Annotated in this window: 14 protein-coding genes and 1 pseudogene; 7 read left to right on the top strand and 8 right to left on the bottom strand. The window is 71.3% G+C overall.

Features of this window, described 5'->3' with window-relative positions; all coding sequences use genetic code 11:
* Nucleotides 1-10: 10 nt before the first annotated feature.
* The 6 genes and pseudogenes from ACZ4NB_RS00420 to ACZ4NB_RS00395 all read left to right on the top strand — a co-directional run bounded on the left by ACZ4NB_RS00420 (nucleotide 11) and on the right by ACZ4NB_RS00395 (nucleotide 3,725).
* Complete coding sequence (locus ACZ4NB_RS00420) at nucleotides 11-397, top strand: hypothetical protein (protein WP_467657304.1); 387 nt, start codon at nucleotides 11-13, stop codon at nucleotides 395-397.
* Nucleotides 398-422: 25 nt separating this feature from the next.
* Nucleotides 423-839: a LysM peptidoglycan-binding domain-containing protein gene (locus tag ACZ4NB_RS00415; protein WP_467657303.1), complete on the top strand. Its 417-nt coding sequence runs from the start codon at nucleotides 423-425 to the stop codon at nucleotides 837-839.
* Nucleotides 840-846: 7 nt separating this feature from the next.
* Nucleotides 847-1,092 (top strand): hypothetical protein, encoded by a 246-nt coding sequence (locus tag ACZ4NB_RS00410; RefSeq protein WP_467657301.1) that lies wholly within the window; start codon nucleotides 847-849, stop codon nucleotides 1,090-1,092.
* A 174-nt stretch (nucleotides 1,093-1,266) separates the two neighbouring features.
* Nucleotides 1,267-1,599 (top strand): annotated as a pseudogene (locus ACZ4NB_RS00405) (deoxynucleotide monophosphate kinase family protein); the annotation flags it as partial.
* Nucleotides 1,600-1,902 (top strand): hypothetical protein, encoded by a 303-nt coding sequence (locus ACZ4NB_RS00400; RefSeq protein ID WP_467657300.1) that lies wholly within the window; start codon nucleotides 1,600-1,602, stop codon nucleotides 1,900-1,902.
* A 1,343-nt stretch (nucleotides 1,903-3,245) separates the two neighbouring features.
* Complete coding sequence (locus tag ACZ4NB_RS00395) at nucleotides 3,246-3,725, top strand: hypothetical protein (RefSeq protein ID WP_467657298.1); 480 nt, start codon at nucleotides 3,246-3,248, stop codon at nucleotides 3,723-3,725.
* 435 nt (nucleotides 3,726-4,160) lie between these two features.
* Here ACZ4NB_RS00395 and ACZ4NB_RS00390 read toward each other — a convergent pair whose 3' ends face one another.
* From ACZ4NB_RS00390 to ACZ4NB_RS00360, 7 genes are all read right to left on the bottom strand, one after another.
* The gene (locus tag ACZ4NB_RS00390) at nucleotides 4,161-5,291 is read right to left on the bottom strand and encodes a sugar ABC transporter substrate-binding protein (RefSeq protein ID WP_467657297.1); all 1,131 of its coding nucleotides are present in this window, start codon (nucleotides 5,289-5,291) and stop codon (nucleotides 4,161-4,163) included.
* Between the two features lies 1 nt (nucleotide 5,292).
* Nucleotides 5,293-7,803: a SpoIIE family protein phosphatase gene (locus ACZ4NB_RS00385; protein WP_467657296.1), complete on the bottom strand. Its 2,511-nt coding sequence runs from the start codon at nucleotides 7,801-7,803 to the stop codon at nucleotides 5,293-5,295.
* Nucleotides 7,804-7,967: 164 nt separating this feature from the next.
* A complete protein-coding gene (locus ACZ4NB_RS00380) occupies nucleotides 7,968-9,035 on the bottom strand; it encodes a zinc-dependent alcohol dehydrogenase family protein (RefSeq protein ID WP_467657295.1) in 1,068 nt (355 codons plus the stop codon).
* A gap of 58 nt (nucleotides 9,036-9,093) precedes the next feature.
* Nucleotides 9,094-9,426: a hypothetical protein gene (locus ACZ4NB_RS00375; protein ID WP_467657293.1), complete on the bottom strand. Its 333-nt coding sequence runs from the start codon at nucleotides 9,424-9,426 to the stop codon at nucleotides 9,094-9,096.
* Nucleotides 9,427-9,532: 106 nt separating this feature from the next.
* Entirely contained in the window at nucleotides 9,533-9,973 is a 441-nt protein-coding gene (locus ACZ4NB_RS00370) for a hypothetical protein (RefSeq protein WP_467657292.1), read from the bottom strand.
* Nucleotides 9,974-10,139: 166 nt separating this feature from the next.
* Entirely contained in the window at nucleotides 10,140-11,090 is a 951-nt protein-coding gene (locus ACZ4NB_RS00365) for a hypothetical protein (protein ID WP_467657290.1), read from the bottom strand.
* 115 nt (nucleotides 11,091-11,205) lie between these two features.
* Entirely contained in the window at nucleotides 11,206-12,666 is a 1,461-nt protein-coding gene (locus ACZ4NB_RS00360; RefSeq protein ID WP_467657289.1) for an amino acid permease, read from the bottom strand.
* 499 nt (nucleotides 12,667-13,165) lie between these two features.
* Between ACZ4NB_RS00360 and ACZ4NB_RS00355 the strand changes: the two genes are divergently transcribed.
* Complete coding sequence (locus tag ACZ4NB_RS00355; protein ID WP_467657288.1) at nucleotides 13,166-14,605, top strand: NAD-binding protein; 1,440 nt, start codon at nucleotides 13,166-13,168, stop codon at nucleotides 14,603-14,605.
* On the opposite strand, the gene ACZ4NB_RS00350 is transcribed toward ACZ4NB_RS00355, so the two are convergent.
* Nucleotides 14,568-17,021, bottom strand: a complete 2,454-nt coding sequence (locus ACZ4NB_RS00350) for a SpoIIE family protein phosphatase (RefSeq protein WP_467657286.1) — start codon at nucleotides 17,019-17,021, stop codon at nucleotides 14,568-14,570. The genes ACZ4NB_RS00355 and ACZ4NB_RS00350 overlap by 38 nt on opposite strands.
* Nucleotides 17,022-17,075 lie beyond the last annotated feature (54 nt).

Raw genomic sequence — 17,075 nt, 5'->3', positions numbered from 1 at the left:
TGGATGGCTCGTGACGCGAGGACCGGACGGCGCGGGCCAGACACGGGAGGACACCCGCGTGGTCCCGATCGGGACGTTCACCCCCGCCGGGGAACTGTCGCCCCGCTCCGGCGTGGTCCCCGGCGGCAGCCCGTTCGCCCTGGTCTCCGCCGGGGAGATGGAAGCCACCGTGGGTGTGGGCCGGGCCGTCATCCAGGGCACTGCCCCTCAGGGCGCCTATCCGGTGGCGGTCACTGCCCCGGAGTCGGTGGCGTTCGCCGCAGGGGACGCGCAGTTCCCCGGATCGACGTGGTGGCGCTGCGGGTCTATGACGACCCGTACGACTCGTCGGGGAAGGAGAAGGCAGTCCTCCAGCTACTTCAAGCTGCAAACCCGGCTGGAAGGTCTTGGTATTTGAGGGCAAGAAGACTTGCGGCAAGATCGTGGCCTCAGCTGGGGTCTCCCTCGCCGCCCTTCTGGCGATCAACCCGCAGATCAAGAACCCGGACCTGATCCACCCCGGCGACAAGATCAGCATCCCGGACAAGGGCGCCAAGCCCCCGGCCAAGGCCAAGCCGGTGGTGTCCCTGCTCCACATCCGCACGGCGGCCGTGCGTGACCCAGGCCGGAGCCAGGGTGGCACCACCTACCCGGCCGATGTACGACACGTCGAATCCGCGCTCCGTGCGGAGGGCCTGTTGAACGGCCGTTGGTGCGACGGCTCGTTCGGATCCATGACTCGGATCGCGTACGCGAACTGGCAGAAGCGGGCCCGCGTCGGTGGCCCGCCGGACGGCATCCCCGGAATCGCCTCGCTCCGCCTCCTGGGCACAAAGCACGGGTTCACCGTGAAGGGGTGAGACAGACGTGAGCGAGCGTGACGAGCTGGGCGGCGTCACCATCGGGGCTCGCGAAATCTATGACGAACTGGTGGCGCTGCGCGGCGATGTACGGAGCCTGTCCCAGACCCACGAAGCAGTGACCCAGACCCTGACGGACCACGAAACCCGGCTCCGGGGCCTGGAGCGGTGGCGCTACGCCCTGCCCGTGGCGGCCCTCACCTCCGCCGGAACCCTGATCGCGGCGGCCCTGAAGGCCACGGGCGCCGCGTAACGAGCCCAGTGCAAGACGACAAACACCCCGCGCCCCAGGGCGCGCTACGCCTGGAGGACCCCTGTCCCGTCCCCCACATCGCGCTCATCGGCAAAGCCCGGTCCGGCAAGGACACCGCAGCCGCCGAATTCGGCCGGCACGCGGCCTACACCCGCCTGGCGTTCGGTCCGGCGACTCCTCCAGGAGTACGGCCAAGCCATCCGGGACCAAGACCCGGACTTCTGGGTCCGCCCCGTTCAGGCCCAGCTCCGCCAGGGGACGGAATGGAACCTGCTGTGCATCGTCACGGACCTGCGATACGCCAACGAACTGGCCGTCCTCCGGGCGGCGGGGGCCGTGGTCGTTCGCGTGGAGCGGCCAGGGGCGGGCCTGGTCGGACAAGCCGGTGAACACGACTCGGAAACGGAGCTGGACGGCATCACGCCAGATCACGTGCTCCGTAACGGCGGAACGGTGGCCGACCTCCAGGCCAGCGTCCGCGCTTTGATCGACAAGTGGGGAGACTGAATGTTCGACCTCATCCGCCAGGCCATCCGGGACAACCCCGCCAGGGCCCGCACGGCCCTGGGCGCCCTCCTGGTCCTGGTGGGCCACTACATCCCCGCCGTGGCGGACGTGGCCGTGAATGACCAGGCCATGGACGCGATCACGTTCGTGGTGATCCTGTTCCTGGGCGAAGGCGCATCCCGGAAGGTGGCGGCCAAGTACAACCCGGCGCCCCTGCCGGAGGAGTCGGTGGGCGACGGCATCGGCAAGTTGGTTATTTGTCCCGGAACTGCAGTGCGGGCGGGCATCGTTTGGCCGCGATAAGGGCGCGGCCAGGACGGGCGTCTCTACCCTTGAGGGACTAGCCATGCGAGTAGTGAAACAATCAGCGCAATGAGCCCTGCAAGCCCGCCGATCACGGTCCACAGAGCTTGCGCTCGCGGAGACGGTGTCCACCTTGAGATTCTACTTGCCGACCTTTCCGGATCTCGCAAATAGACCCCAGCCCTGGGTGGGGTTGCGAAGAATACCAACCTCCAGTAGAAAATGCAGAACAGGGCAAGCATGTAGTCACTTCGATCAAAGGGCGTGAAGGACTTACCCCTGACGGTGAGTGCTGCCATCAATGTCAGCCCGATGGCTTCAGATATTGCCGGCGTCGTAGCGATTACTGCCACGTAAGGCCTGATGATGCGTTGCCCTCGGAGTGCAGCAATCGTTGCTTCCATTAACCTATCCGCCTGTTGTGCATTGTCGCACTCTACAGTTACGCTGAGGTACCAAACTTGAATTCGCTGAAACCAGTTCCGAAAAGATCTCAATCTTGAACTGGGCTGACGCGTCCCGAATTCGATAGTGATTACTTCTTCAGGCGGGGAAGATGCGGAAGATGCGGTGATTTCCAAGTATTCGAGGGTGTCTGAATCAGGTAGCTCGCTATCTAGGTCAGTTAGGCTGGAGCCGGTAACTAGTGTTGTTCCGTCGTTTGTCATTCCGGCGAGACTTATCGATGCGTCCGGGTGGATCGTCGAAATTGCGCTAACTATGGAATCTAGTGCTTCGCGCCGGGGAGCCTTAAATGGGGCGGTCGCTCTTCTGATTTCGGTTCGCAATTACGACTTTCTCTTTCTTCTCTGATTTTATTGCGGCTTGAAGTCTCGCGTTTTCGGTATGTCGTGTTCCGCTGGGTGGAGTCGAAAGCTGAGTAGCTGACGGATGCGCGATCACCCGGTGTCACGTATCGAACAGCTCCGGACTTCGGATCCTTCTCAGGGGGTTGCCCGCGGGTGTTCATTATGGCTAGCGAGATGCTTGTGCCGCAGGCAGTCGACTAGATCGATGAAGCGGATTGGCAGGGTGGCCTGCCCTGGGCTGCGTAGGACCGCACTCTGGCTAGCCCTACGTGTCTAGGACGGCCTTAACTGGCCCCACCGCAACGGGTTGCTTTGGCTCCGCCAGGTGTTCGACCGGCGGGCCGTCGGTGGTCCGTGCACAGGCACAGCCAGCGAGAAAGACGCCGTCAGGGGCCGGGGGGCGGTCGTCTGGCCGTTCGAGATGTGGGGCCACTTCTGCCTGTTCCCCGTAGACCCGGACACCGGCGCCAAGGCGCCCGGCGTGACCTCCGTTTTGTCCATGCTCCCGAAGGGGCCGGGTCGGCGGCCCACGACGTGTTCGAGCGCCTGGCCCGTGGGGAGGACGTGGCCCGGGTCCACCCGGACGCCATCCAGCCGGAGTTCCTGTTCCTGGAAGACGCGGTGAGGAGCGACGAGCACAACTACGCCGGGTCGTTCGACGCCATCGCGCGGATTGGCGGGGAGACCGTGGTCCTGGACTGGAAGGCCACCAGGAGCGGTGTGCATGAGGAGGTTGCCTTGCAGCTCTCCGCGTACGCGAACGCGGACCGCATCGTGAAGGCGGACACCGGGGAGTCCGTCCCGATCCCGGCCATCGACGCGGCGGCCGTCCTCCACGTCCGTCCGGAGGGCTGGAAACTGGTCCCCGTGCGACACGGCAAGGAGCTGTTCCAGACCTTCCTTCATCTGCGGGCGGTGTTCGACTGGGAGCGCGGCGGAAAGCGCGGGGTGATCGGCCGGCCGGTGGCCTCCGGCGGGGAGGTGGAGACGGGCACCCAGCGGCGCGCGGCGTAGAGCAGGTGGGGGGCTCTGTCACAGCCCCACCGCACACATCGTGGGCCCGGCCACTCCGTGCGACGGGCCGGCCCGTGAGGCGTGGGACGAGAAGGTAGGAGCAGCCCTCGACTTAATCGAGGACATTCACGTCGACCTTCGCCGCGCCGTGTCTCTGATGGTCACCGACATCATCGTCTTCAACTCAGGGGCCGACGGCGGAGGCAGCGCCAACAAGATGCCCGGTGTCGTCCTCATGAGCCCCGGACTGGAGTGGACAGCTCTGCACTACGCGATGTGCATCGTGCACGAGAGCTTGCAACAGCTCCCTGTTCGTCCTGGACGCGGTGTACGAGATGTTCAACCTATCCCCGGCCGAGCTGGAGAAGGACAAGTACCGCGCCCTCTCGGCAGTGAAGATCGGCTGAGAGGACGTAATGGCGCCCGCGGGGTTGATCAAGGAGGGGATTTTCCCTCGCCATCTGCAGGGTGTGTGAGACCAGCCTTGGCGCAGGCCGACGCGTACTTGGGAGTGCAGATCTGGTCGATCGTGTACAACCCGTGCTTGACCACGGTCTCCTTGATGTTCTTCGCGGTCACCGGGATCGGGGTGAGCAGCACGGCCGGGATGCCGCGGGTGGTCGGGCTGCTGACGCGCCGGGGGGCGATGTCCTTCAGGCTCTTGCCGCGGGCCAGCGCCACGGCCATGGCGGCGGCGTTGTCGGCCTCGGGACGGAAGGGCTTGAGGACGGTCATGGTCTGCTCGCCCGTGAGGAGCCGCTGCACCGCGTCGAGCTGGGCGTCCTGCCCGGTGATCGGGGGCAGCGGAGTGACCTTGTCGGCCTTGAGTGCGGCCATGATGCCGGTGGCCAGCCCGTCGTTGGCGGAGTAGACACCGTCGATGTTCTCGGGGCCGAGGGCGGCGATGGCGGCGGACATGTTGGCGTTCGCGGCCTCCTGGCGCCAGCCGGCGGTGTCGTACGCCTTGCCGATCCGCACCCTGCCCCGCAGGACCTCCAGCGCGCCCTGCTTGAACCAGGCGGAGTTGGGGTCGGTCTCCCCGCCGTTCATCATCACGATCTGGCCGGTGCGGGCCTTGTCGCCCATCGCCCGCAGCAGCGCCCGGGCCTGGAGCCGGCCGACCTGCGCGCCGTCGAAGGAGACGTACGCCGATATCGGCCCCTCCGCCAGCCGGTCGTAGGCGACGACGTGGACGCCGGCCCGGCGGGCCCGCTCGATCGGCGCGCGCAGCGAGCGGGAGTCGACCGCGTCGAGGACCAGGACGTTGGCCCGCTTGGTGAGCATCGCGGCCATCTGCGCCTGCTGGGTGGCGATGTCGTGATCGGCGCTGACGATGTCCACCTGGCACTCGGGGCACAGCTGGTGGATCCGCTTCGCCATCAGCGGCTTGTCGAAGTGGTAGAAGCGCCAGTTGTTGTCCGGGAGCAGCACCCCGATCCGCGGCGGTTCGCCGGACGCCGACCGGGCCGGCTTGTCCACCTCGGCGGCCTTGCCGCAGGCCGCCGGCCCGGCCAGCAAGCACGCTCCGAACAGGACGACGGCTGCCTTGCGCAGGCGGCTCTTCACCTCAGGGCACCCCCTCACCCTCGCCCGCGCCGATCCGCTCCTCCGGCTGCACACTGATCTCGCTCCACACCTGCTTGCCGCCGCTCAGCGGCACCGAGCCCCAGGACAGCGACATCGCCGAGACCAGCAGCAGCCCGCGGCCGCCGGTGGACTCCCAGTCCACGCTCACCGGCTTGACCGGCGCCCGCGGCGAGGTGTCGTTCACGGCGATCCGCAGCCGGTCGGCGGCCATCGTCAGATCCAGCTGCACCTCGCCCTGCGTATGGGCGATGGCGTTGGTGACCAGCTCGGACACCACCAGCAGCGCCACGTCCAGCTCCTGGGTCACGCCCCACGAGCGCAGCGTGCGCCCGGTGAAGCGGCGGGCGTGCATGACGGCGTCGGGGAGCCGCCACACCGCCCAGCGGGCCCGGGTCGGGCGGACGCGCATGCCGTCGTAGCGGAAGACCAGCACCGCCACATCGTCGTCGCGCCGCTTCGCCCCGCCCAGCAGGTCGTCTGCGAGCCGTCCGGCATCGGCCGGATCGGCGGCACCGAGCGCCTCCCGTACCCGGCGGATGCCGTCCTCCAGGGTGAGGGTGGAGGACTCGGCCAGCCCGTCCGTGAGCAGGACCAGGACCGTGCCGGGAGCCAGCCCGACCTCGGTCAGCGGATACTCCGCCTCCTCCGCGACCCCCAGCGGCGGCCCGCCCTCGACCACCATGGCCTCGGTGCTGCCGTCGGGGTGGCGCAGCAGCGGCGGCAGATGGCCGGCCCGCACGAACCAGGCGATGCCCTCCTCCATGTCCAGGTCCACATAGCAGCAGGTGGCGAAGAGGTCGGTCTCCATGCCGAGGAGCAGGCGGTTGGCGTGGGAGATCACCACGTCGGGCGGATGCCCCTCGACCGCGTAGGCCCGGATGGCCGTGCGCATCTGGCCCATGATCGTCGCGGCCCCCGCGCTGTGCCCCTCCACATCGCCGATGACCAGCGCCACATGGCCGGCGGAGAGCGGAATGACGTCGTACCAGTCGCCGCCCACCTCCAGCCCCATCGTGGCGGGCAGATAGCGGACCGCGGCCACCCCGCCGGCCAGCTCCGGCAGTTTGCGGGGCAGCAGACTGCGCTGGAGCATCGTGGCGAGTTCGTGCCCGGCGTCCATGGCGTGGGCGCGGACCAGGGCCTGCCCCACCAGACCCGCGGTCGCGGTCAGTAGAGAGCGCTCCTCCGGTCCGAAGTGGTGCTCCGTTTCCCAACCGATCAGGCACACCCCCACGATCCGGCCCTCGGCCGGCAGCGGCAGGACGGCCAGACCACCGGGGCCGATACCCGCCAGGCCCGGTTCGAGCGCCGCGGCAGGGGGCCACAGGGCGACATGGCCGCCCCGCAGCACGCCCTCCAGGGTGGGCAGCGCATGGCACGAAGCGTCGGGCCACTCGGAGCGCCATTCGGACTGCCAGGACGGGGGCCAGGATTCCGGTTCCGGCGGGTCGAGGGCGGTGACCACCAGCCGGTCGGCCTCCAGCTCGGCGACCGCCATCCGGCTCGCGGCCAGCGGCGCCCGCAGCGTCGTGATCACCGAGCGGCTGACGTCCCGTAGGGTCGTCGCGCCGGCCAGCGCGGCCGACAGCCGCTGGACGATGGAGACCTCGTCGGCACTGGGGCGCAGGTACGAGGCGTCCGCGACCACCCCCAGCATCCGCTCCGGCACCCCGTCGGCGCCGGTCAGCACCCGGCAGCGCAGCGTCAGCCAGCGCAGTTCGCCGTTGGGCCGGCGGATCCGGAACGACAGCTGCTGGCCGGCGACGGGCACCTCGCCGGGCTCCACGATCGACATCAGCGCCGGTACGTCGTCCGGCGCGGTGCGCTCCAGCAGCGTCTCCACGTGCCGGTCGAACTCCCCGGCGCGGATCCCGAACAGCTCCAGGACCTGGGTGTCCGCCTCGATCCGCCCGGTGTGCAGGACCAGCGTGAAGGCGCCGCCCCGGAGGGTGTCCAGCCCCGGGCCGAGCAGCGACCGCCGCTCCGTCCGGGCCAGCACCCGCGCCTCGATCGCCTCCAGACCCGCGGCCACCTGGTCGGCGTGCAGCTCCAGCAGATGGCGGCGGTCGGCGTCGAAGGCGTCCGGCGCCTGTTCGACGACGACCAGGCAGCCCAGCCGCCTGGCATCGCCGCCCAGCGGCAGCACCCCGAGCGAGACGGTGGCCGGCATGGCCCCGGTGCCGTTGCCGGGCTCCGCGCCGGTGCGGTCCGCGGATCCGGGCCCGCCGTGCTCGGCCAGCTCCGCCGGGCTCAGCCACTGGGCGAGGCCGGTGCGGAAGGCCGCCGCGACCGGGGAGTTGCCGGACAGGGGGTAGCTCGTCGGCAGTGTGTAGGGGACACCGGAGCCACCGACCATCTCGGCCAGCTGAAGATCGCCGTCCCCTTCGGCCGGCACGTAGACGGCGGTCAGTTCGGCCCCGGAAGACCCAAGGACCCGCGCGGTCACTGCTTGCACCGCCTCCGTACACGGGAAGCCGTCGTCGTAAGCCACGGTCGCCGTATCCGCCCTCGGGGCCAGGGCGTCGACCCCGCCACCGCCTCATTGGATATGTCGTAATTTACCCTCTTCACCCCATGGTGCGGCATTCAAGGACGTGGGAGCCAGTCGGCGGGAAACGGGATCGCCCGCCCTCGTCAACCGGGGTTCGGCACCGTTCAGCCGGGGACCAGTACCGCCGCCCCGTGGACCCGGTCGCCGGCCAGGTCGGCGAGCGCCTCGGGGGCGCGGCTCAAGGGGTAGGGGCTGACGGTGACCTGGAGGCCGATCCGGGCGGCGGCCTGGAGGAACTCGCGGCCGTCCTCGCGGGTGTTGGAGGTCACGCTGCGCAGGTTCCGCTCGTAGAACAGATGGCGCTCGTAGGTGAGCGCGGGGATGTCGGTGAGATGGATCCCGGCGACGGCCAGCGTGCCGGACCGGTCCAGCGCTTCGAGCGCCACCGGCACCAGATCGCCCACCGGCGCGAAGAGGATCGCCGAGTCCAGCGGCTCGGGCGGGCGCGCGTAGGCGCCGGCGGCCGAGGACGCGCCCAGCGCGAGGGCGAGTTCCCGGGCCTGCGCCGACCGGGTCAGCACATGGACCCTCGCCCCTTCGGACAGCGCGATCTGCGCGGCCAGATGCGCCGAGGCGCCGAACCCGTAGATGCCCAGCCGCCCGCCCGGCGGCAGCGCGCTGCGGCGCAGCGCCCGGTAGCCGATGATCCCGGCGCACAGCAGCGGCGCCAGCTCCGTGGCGCTGCGGTCGTCCGGCAGCGGATAGGCGTAGTCGGCGGGGACGAGGGCGGCCTCGGCGAAGCCGCCGTCGGCGTCCCAGCCGGTGTAACGGGACGCCGGGCAGAGGTTCTCGCGGCCGGCGCGGCAGTACCGGCAGTCGCCGCAGGTGCCGCGCAGCCAGGCGCCGCCGGCCCGGTCGCCGACGCGGAAGCGGGTGACCGCGTCGCCCGCGGCGACCACCCGCCCGACGATCTCGTGCCCGGGTACCGCCGCCGACCGGTGCGGGGTCAGATCGCCCTCCGCGAGATGCAGATCCGTACGGCACACCCCGCATGCCTCCACCCTCAGCAGCAGGTCGTCGGGGCCGGGCTCGGGCGCGGGGCGCCGGACCGGGACCAGCGGACCCGAGGCGATCGGGCCGGGCCGCCGGACGGCCCAGCCGGAGACGGCACCGGGGCCGACGGCCGCCGCGGTGTCCCCGGCCGGCGTGTGCTCAGCCGCGTGACCGGCCATACCTCCAGGATCGCCGCCGACCGGGAGGCGGACAAGCGGCGGTGGACGCCACCGCCCGTCAGGAGTCGGCGGCCCGGCGTCCGCCGGTGGAGCCCGTACGGCCCTTCTGCACGATCGAGGTGAGCGCCGACAGCCTCCGCAGCAGCGTCGGGCGGGGGCGCTCGGGCGTGGCCGCGGCGACGGCGTCCGACGCGGTGGGCGGCGCGCCGCCCGGCGACCGGGCCGGCGGGGGCTCGGGGTTGCCCGGATTCTGCGCCCGGTCCCGTTCGGTGTGCGGGGCCCGGTCCGGGTCGGTGTGCGGGGTCGGCGCGGTGGGCTTCGTCTTGGGCGCGGTGCGCGCGGCCTCGGCGCGTACGAGCGCGCCAAGGGCGGCGAAGATGTCGAGGGGCATGCCGAATCTCCTGCGGTGCGAGAGTCCTGAGGGCTGACGACGGCAGGCCGCGATCGCCCCGCGGGCCCCGTTGCGGGGTGGGGTGGGCGTGCGACCGGGGTCGGGATCAGCAGCGCAGGACGGTCACCCGCGTCGGCGCGGCGGCAGCGGCGGCCGTGCTGACGGCCCAGGACAAGGCGTCACTCGCTGTGCAGACGCTCTCCGCCACGGCGGAATCCCGGATCGCCTTGCCGCCGGGCCCGGTCGGGACCGGGTGGCGCAGATGGCAGACCGATGCCTCGCACATGCGCCGGAATCCGCTGCCCGGGTGCCTGTCACCGATGCCGTGCGACGCCAGCAGCGGCGCCGGGGCGACGCAGGACCGCTCGGCCGGACCGGGTGCGGCGGGAGCGTCGGCGCGGGTGAGGCAGCGGCCGGCCTCGGCGGCCTGTGCCTCGGAGGAGTCGGCGGTGAGCGCGGAGTGCACCAACGCCAGGAGTACGAGGAGCAGCAGCACGCGCCAGCCGCCAGTCGCCGCCGAGCGGCCGGTGCTGACGGTGTCGCGCATGCGGGTCTCCCAACGCTCTTCCAGGATGGGGTTCCCTGGAAGGGATCGGGGCACTCGGGAGAGACCGGAAGGAGGCCGTAATTCCACCCGTTTTGGCTAAACCTTGGACGTATACCCCTTAAATCTGATAAGTCTCCGTCGGTTCGTGGAGGCGGGTAAGCCTCCGTCAGTTCGTCGCGGTGGCGCGGCCGAAGTAGTGCGAGAACCGCTCCAGCGGATCGCCGTCCGAGTTCCACGGCCAGGGCGTCCCCACGCCCCCGGTCGCGCGCAGCGCGGTTGCCGCATCGGCCATCCGGACGGACTTGATCAGCGCATACGCCAGCAGGTTCAGATCGGCCAGCGCCGCCGCGTGGTGCAGGAACCCCGGGCGCGGCCAGTAGTGCGCGGCCTGGTCGAGCGCCCGGGTGGCGTCGGGGCGGCGCCAGATCTCGTTGGCGCCGAGGGCCGTCAGACCGCCGGGCGCGACCGACCGCAGATGCGTACGGACGAGCGCGGTCAGCTCCAGGCCGGCGGCGGGGGCGTCGGGCGGCATGACGGAGCGGACGCCGTCGAGCAGGTCCAGCACCAGGGCGCTGGAGCCGCACTCGTCCGGCGAGAGGTAGCCCAGGGCCTGGAGGTGGGCCTCCCGGTTCCAGGGGTCGCGCGCCTTGATCTCGCGCCAGATCGCCGACATCTCGCGCGACGGGCGCCGCTCCAGGCGGAGCGTGGCCAGGTGCAGGGTCCAGGGAGTGGGGTCGGCGGGGAGCAGCTCGGCCGCCAGCAGCAGGGTCTCGCGGACCTCGTCCAGACCGGCGGCGGAGCCCTGCTGCCGGGCCTGGAGCAGATCCGACCAGGCGTGCAGCAGCAACGCGCCCTGGTGGTGCGGATTGTGCTGCCGCCAGATGCCGGGGAGCGCCCGCCCCGCGGCACCGGCCAGCACCCGGAGGCGATGGGCCTTGCGGTCCCAGTCCTCGCCGGCTTCGTCGAGCACGCCCGCCATCATGGCCATGACGGCGGTGTCGAGAGAGCCGCGGGACCAGCAGGTCTCGACGCGCCGACGGACCTTGCCCAGATCGTGGTCGTCGAGTTCGGGGACCAGATGGGGACGGCTGCCTTTGCGGCGTCTGAAGACGGGCATGTCCGCGGAGGCCCTTCCGGGGTGGGTCGTGGTGGGTGGAGGTACGGGCCCGAAGGCCCGCCAAGGGCGGCGGCGTGCCAGGCACGCCGCCGCCCGTGAGAGGCGTCTCGTCGGGTCAGCGGGAGGAGACGGACGCCCGCTCGGTGTTGCGGCCGAGCCGGTCGCGGAGCAGGGAGATCGCGACCACCACGACGGCCAGCAGCACCGACAGCAGCACCTGGATCCGGCCGCCGCCCGGGCTGTCGTCCGTGAGCATGTATACCAGCACGAAGGAGATCATCGCGATGGTCGCCCAGGTCAGGTAGGGGAAGAGCCACATGCGGACGACCAGCTTCTCCGGGTTCTCGCGCAGGATGATGCCGCGCATCCGCAGCTGCGAGAAGCAGATGACCAGCCACACGAAGAGCGCGACCGCACCCGACGAGTTCAGCAGGAACTGGAAGACCGTGTCCGGCCACAGGTAGTTGAAGCCGACCGCGACGAAGCCGAAGACGACGGAGACCAGGATCGCGGCCTGCGGGACGCCCCGCGAGTTGGTCCGGGCGAAGCTCTTCGGAGCGTCGCCGCGCTGTCCGAGCGAGAACGCCATCCGGGAGGCGGTGTAGAGACCGGAGTTGAGGCAGGAGAGCACCGCGGTCAGCACGATGACGTTCATGAACTGGCCGGCGTGCGGGATGCCGATGGAGTCCAGGGCCGCGACGTACGAGCCCTTCTTGGTGATCGAGGGGTCGTTCCAGGGCAGCAGGGAGACCACGACCAGGATCGAACCGAGGTAGAAGACACCGACCCGCCAGATGACGCTCTTGGTGGCCTTGGTGACCGCGCGCTGCGGGTCCTCGGACTCACCGGCGGCGAGGGTGACGATCTCGCTGCCCATGAAGGAGAAGACGACCATCAGGACACCGGTGAGGATCGCGCTGGGCCCGTGCGGCAGGAAGCCGCCGTGCGCGGTGAGGTTCGCGAAGCCGGAGGCGGGGTTGTCGGAGCCCGGCAGCAGACCGAACATCGCCAGGCCGCCGAGGGCGATGAACGCGACGATGGCGACGACCTTGATGCCCGCGAACCAGAACTCGAACTCACCGAACGAGGCCACCGAGGCCAGGTTGGTGGCGGTGAGCACGACCATCACGATCAGCGCCCAGGCCCACTGCGGGACGGCCGGGACCCAGCTGGTGAGGATCGCGGCGCCGGCGGTCGCCTCCACGGCGAGCACGACGACCCAGAAGAACCAGTACAGCCAGCCGATGGAGAAGCCCGCCCAGCGGCCCAGCGCCCGGTCCGCGTAGGCGGAGAACGAGCCGGAGGTCGGGTTGGCGGCCGCCATCTCGCCGAGCATCCGCATCACGAAGACGACCAGCGCGCCCACCAGGGCGTACGACAGCAGAATGCCGGGGCCGGCCGCGGTGATGCCGGAGGCGGATCCCACGAAGAGACCGGCGCCGATGACCCCACCGACGGCGATCATGGACAGATGGCGGTTCTTGAGGCCGGAGTGCAGTCCTGATTGCCCCGGAGCCCCACCCTTGCCCGGGGGAGCGGGCGGAGCGGCCACGTGGCTGGAGGGAGGTGTAGTCATCTCGACATCCGTTGAGGGTTGGAGGGGTCATGCACGGGGTGCCTGCTGGGATCGCCTCGGTTTTGGACGCAGGAAAGGGCCGGGTGCTGGCAGGTGGCGATCAAGGCCCTGACGGATTCGAAAGCGGCGGCATGGGACCGCGTCCTTCGGATGCCCGCGCGAGTGGGGGAGCGCTGGTCGCGCCTCCGCGCTGTTGCTCGTCCTCCTTATGAGAGGTGAGCCGCATCACGTCCGGATATGGATTTGCGTCAGCGTATGTGGCGGTGCGCGGTGGCGTATTTGTGAGGCTCGACAAATTCGTCCCGGATGGCTGTGCGAGCGGCCAATGCACATTGCGCGATGTGTGGACTCGCGACCTGGTGCGGGCCGCTGGTCCGGCCGGACAACGGCGCCCGTGAAGCCTTGGCCGACCGGACAGACGCCTCCGACGGCCCGCGCCCTAGCGTGAGTTGGGCTCACACCACCAGTGCTGTGCGACCACAGCGGGACGGGGGACGGAATGCCCGATGAACGGGACGCGGAAGCCGACGCGATCGTGGTGATCGGGGCCACAACGCTGGCCCGCAGGGTCTGTGCCTCACTGCGGGAGGCCGGCCGCCCGGTCGGCCACCTCGCCGCACCGGACGACCAGGATCTGCGACGGGCGCTCGCCGTCCGGCCGGCCGCGGTGGCCGTCCTGGTGGGCGACGACCTCGCCGCACTGCGCTACGCGCTCGCCGTACGGCATGTCTGCGACACCGTCCGGATCGTCGTCACCGTCTTCGACCGGACGGTGGCCCAGCAGCTCCGGTCGCTGCTGTGCCACTGCGTGACCGTCTCACCCGCCGACCTCCTGGCACCGACGCTGGCCGGCCTGTGCGTGGACGCCGACGCCCTGGCCGTACGGCCCGAGGGGCGCGGCGCGGTGGCGGTGCGCCGGCGGGAGGGACGGCTGGTGGAGACGGCGTGGCGGCCGAGCCCGGCCGCGCGGCGGCGGGGCCTGCTGGGCCGGGTGCGCGGGCATCTCCAGCCGCACGACGCGGACGCCCGTCTGCTGCTCATCGGGCTGCTGGGCATCGTGACCGTGCTCGCCCTGGACTGGCTGTGGCTGGTCGCCGCCCTCCACACGCCGCCCGCCACCGCCTTCCTGGAGGCCGCCCGGGTCGTCGCCGGGGTCGGGCCGGCCGCGCCGCACCCGGGCCATCCCGTGTACGAGGTGGTGTCCGGGGTGGCGATGCTGGTGACGGTGGGGTTCACCGCCGTGCTGACGGCGGGCATCGTCGACCGATTGCTGGGCCCGCGGCTGGTCGGTGTCCTGGGACCGCGGGTGCTGCCGCGTTCCGGGCACGTGATCGTGGTCGGACTGGGGCAGGTGGGGCTGCGGCTGTGCCAGACGCTGCGGCAGCTGGGCGTCCCGGTGATCGGGGTCGAGCGGGAGCCGGCCGCCCCGAATCTGCGGCTCGCGCGGTCGATGGGGATACCCGTGGTGCTGGCGCACGGCGAGGACCGGGTGGTGCTCGCCCGGCTCGGCCTGGGGCGCGCCCGGGCGCTCGCCGCGGTCGGCTCCGACGAGCTGGACAACATCGCCGTCGCGGTCGCCGCCCACGCGGTGGCGCCGGACGTCCGGGTCGTGCTGCGGGCCGGTGAGGACGAGGCGAGTGCCGAGACCCGCTCGCTGCTCCCCCTCGGGCTGACCCGCGACATCACCAGGACCAGTGCGGCCTATGTGACCGCCCATCTGACCGCCGGCCCGCCGGGCGCGCCCCGCCACGTCGTCGCCGACACCGACTGCGACTATGTGGCCCTGCCCGGAGACGGCCTGGTCGGCCGGCCCGTCCCGGCGGGCGACGACTGCGGCCATGTGCAGGGCGGCGAGGGCGAGGTGCCTGGGGCCTGTCCGACCCTGACCCATCGGACACGACCTAGTCCCCGGACGGTATCCCCTGCTCGGTCCAGATGACCTTGCCGGTCGGGGTGTAGCGGGTGCCCCAGCGCCCGGCGAGCTGCGCGATGATGAACAGCCCGCGCCCGCCCTCGTCGGTGGTCCGGGCGTGGCGCAGATGCGGTGCGGTGCTGCCGGCGTCGAAGACCTCGCAGATCAGGGCGTCCTGCCGGATGAGCCGCAGGGTGACCGGCCCGGTGCCGTGCCGGATGGCGTTGGTGACCAGCTCGCTGACGATCAGCTCCGTGGTGAACTGCAGCTCCTCCAGGGCCCACGTCGACAGCTGTCGGCCGGCCAGCGACCGCGCCCGGCCGACCTCGGCCGGATCGGTGGCCAGATCCCAGGACGCGACCTGGTGCCCGCCCAGCGCGCGGGTCCGGGCCAGGAGCAGTGCGGCGTCGTCGGACGGCGGGCCGGGCAGCAGCGCCTCGACCACCGCCTCGCCGATCTCCGCCAGCGCCGGTCCGGGGGTCGCGAGCGCGGCGCTCAGGCGAGCCATCCCGACACCGATGTCCCGGTCGCAGGTCTCGATGAGCCCGTTGGTGAAGAGGGCGAGCAGACTGCCCTCGGCCAGCTCCAGCTCCCTGGACTCGAAGGGCAGCGTCCCCAGGCCGAGCGGCGGCCCGGCGGGCAGGTCGATGAGGTCGACGGCGCCGTCGGGCCCCACGATCGCGGGCGGGAGATGGCCGGCCCGCGCCATGGCGCACCGCCTGCTGACCGGGTCGTACACGGCGTACAGGCAGGTCGCACCCATGAAGGTCGCGGCCACGTTCGCGTTCTCGGTGTCCGCCGCCGGTTCCCCGCCGTGCGTCTTGACCAGCCCGATGACCAGGTCGTCCAGCCGGGCCAGCAGCTCGTCGGGCGGCAGGTCCAGGTTGGCCAGCGTACGGACGGCGGTACGCAGCCGGCCCATCGTCGCCGCGGCGTTGATGCCGTGCCCCACCACGTCCCCGACGACGAGGGCGACCCGGGCCCCGGACAGCGGGATCACATCGAACCAGTCACCGCCCACCCCGCTCGGCGCGTCCGCCGGGAAGTACCACGAGGCCACCTCCAACGCGGAGCCCCCGGACAGCTCGTGCGGCAGCAGGTTCTGCTGCATCACCCGGGCCGCGGTCCGCTCGCGGGTGAAGCGCCGGGCGTTGTCGACGCAGACCGCGGCCCGCGCCACCAGCTCCTCGGCGAGCCGTACGTCGTCCGGGACGAAGGGGCCCAGGCGGCGGGTGCGGAAGAAGGTGGCGGCGCCCAGTGTGACGCCCCGGGCCTGCACCGGCGCCACCATCACCGAGCGGAACCCGAATCTGCGGATCACCGCGGCCCGTGCCGGGTCCCCGGTGACCCAGGCGCTGTTGACGAAGTCCAGCTCCGGCTCGACCAGGGGCTCGCCGGCGAGCAGACAGCGGGCGATCGGCGAGGAGGGGGAGCGCCGGACGGCTTCGCCGACGGCCAGGCCCGCCTCCGGGCAGCCCTCGTTGACCGACCGCTGCCCCGAGCGGCGCATGGCGGGAAGGCTGTCGACCGGCCCGGGACTCGGCTCCTCGCCGTGCAGGACGCTGTCCAGCAGATCGACGGCGACGAAGTCGGCGAGTGCCGGCACCGCGACATCGGCCAGCTCCTGTGCGGTCCGGGTGACGTCCAGCGTGCTGCCGATCCGGACGCTGGCGTCGTTCAGCAGCGCCAGCCGATCCTGCGCCCGGCAGCGCTCGGTGACGTCGATGACCATGTACCAGAGGCCGATGCGCCCGCCGCGGGGGTCCGCGAGCCCGAAGAAGGACGCCGAGTAGGCGCGCTCCTGGGTGGGGTCCGCGTAGGTGGGGCTGCGGAACTCGTAGTCCATCACCGGTGCGCCGGTCGCCAGGACCTGCCGCATCCGCTCCTCGAACGCCTCGGCCTCCAGCCTCGGCAGCACCTGGCCCACCCTTCTGCCCAGTCGGAGCTCAAGGGGTATCAGGCGCTCCAGTACCTCGTTCACCCAGACGTAGCGCAGGTCGGTGTCGAGTACGGCCATGCCGACCGGCGCATGCGCCAGAAACGGTTCGAGCATCAGCTGGTTCACCCCGCCGCCCGGCAGCCGCCACTCCTCCAGGGCGAGGACCGACCACCGCTCGCGGTCGGCGCCGTCGAACACGGGGCTGACCTGCACCGCCAGCTGCAGCTCCCGGCCGTCCCGGTGGCGGGCGGCCACGGAGCCGCCCCAGCCGTCCCCCGTCCGGCACCAGCGGGCCACGGCGGCCACCCGGGCCTCGTCGCCGGGGAGCGCCAGCAGCCGGGTCGCCGGGCGGTCGAGGACCTCCTCGGCCCGGTAGCCGAGCAGCCGCTCCGCCGCCCGGGTCCAGGAGACGACCCGGCCCCGCGCGTCCAGTTCCGCCGTGGCCGCCTTCGCGATGTCACACGCCCGACCGGACCCGCCCGGCGGCACATTCTCCGAGGTCATGATCGCCAGCCCGTCAGCTCAATGGGGCATATCGCTCAGTTTAGGAGAATCCCC

This window comes from Streptomyces sp. NPDC026575, assembly GCF_055567415.1.
This window is presented reverse-complemented; position numbering and strand designations above follow the sequence as displayed.

Excerpts from the sequence above, each read along its gene's own strand:
- ACZ4NB_RS00400 (WP_467657300.1), top strand. The coding sequence starts at position 1,600 with ATGTTCGACCTCATCCGCCAGGCCATCCGGGACAACCCCGCCAGGGCC.
- ACZ4NB_RS00380 (WP_467657295.1), bottom strand. The coding sequence starts at position 9,035 with ATGGCCGGTCACGCGGCTGAGCACACGCCGGCCGGGGACACCGCGGCG.
- ACZ4NB_RS00375 (WP_467657293.1), bottom strand. The coding sequence starts at position 9,426 with ATGCCCCTCGACATCTTCGCCGCCCTTGGCGCGCTCGTACGCGCCGAG.
- ACZ4NB_RS00370 (WP_467657292.1), bottom strand. The coding sequence starts at position 9,973 with ATGCGCGACACCGTCAGCACCGGCCGCTCGGCGGCGACTGGCGGCTGG.
- ACZ4NB_RS00365 (WP_467657290.1), bottom strand. The coding sequence starts at position 11,090 with ATGCCCGTCTTCAGACGCCGCAAAGGCAGCCGTCCCCATCTGGTCCCC.
- ACZ4NB_RS00360 (WP_467657289.1), bottom strand. The coding sequence starts at position 12,666 with ATGACTACACCTCCCTCCAGCCACGTGGCCGCTCCGCCCGCTCCCCCG.
- ACZ4NB_RS00355 (WP_467657288.1), top strand. The coding sequence starts at position 13,166 with ATGCCCGATGAACGGGACGCGGAAGCCGACGCGATCGTGGTGATCGGG.
- ACZ4NB_RS00350 (WP_467657286.1), bottom strand. The coding sequence starts at position 17,021 with ATGACCTCGGAGAATGTGCCGCCGGGCGGGTCCGGTCGGGCGTGTGAC.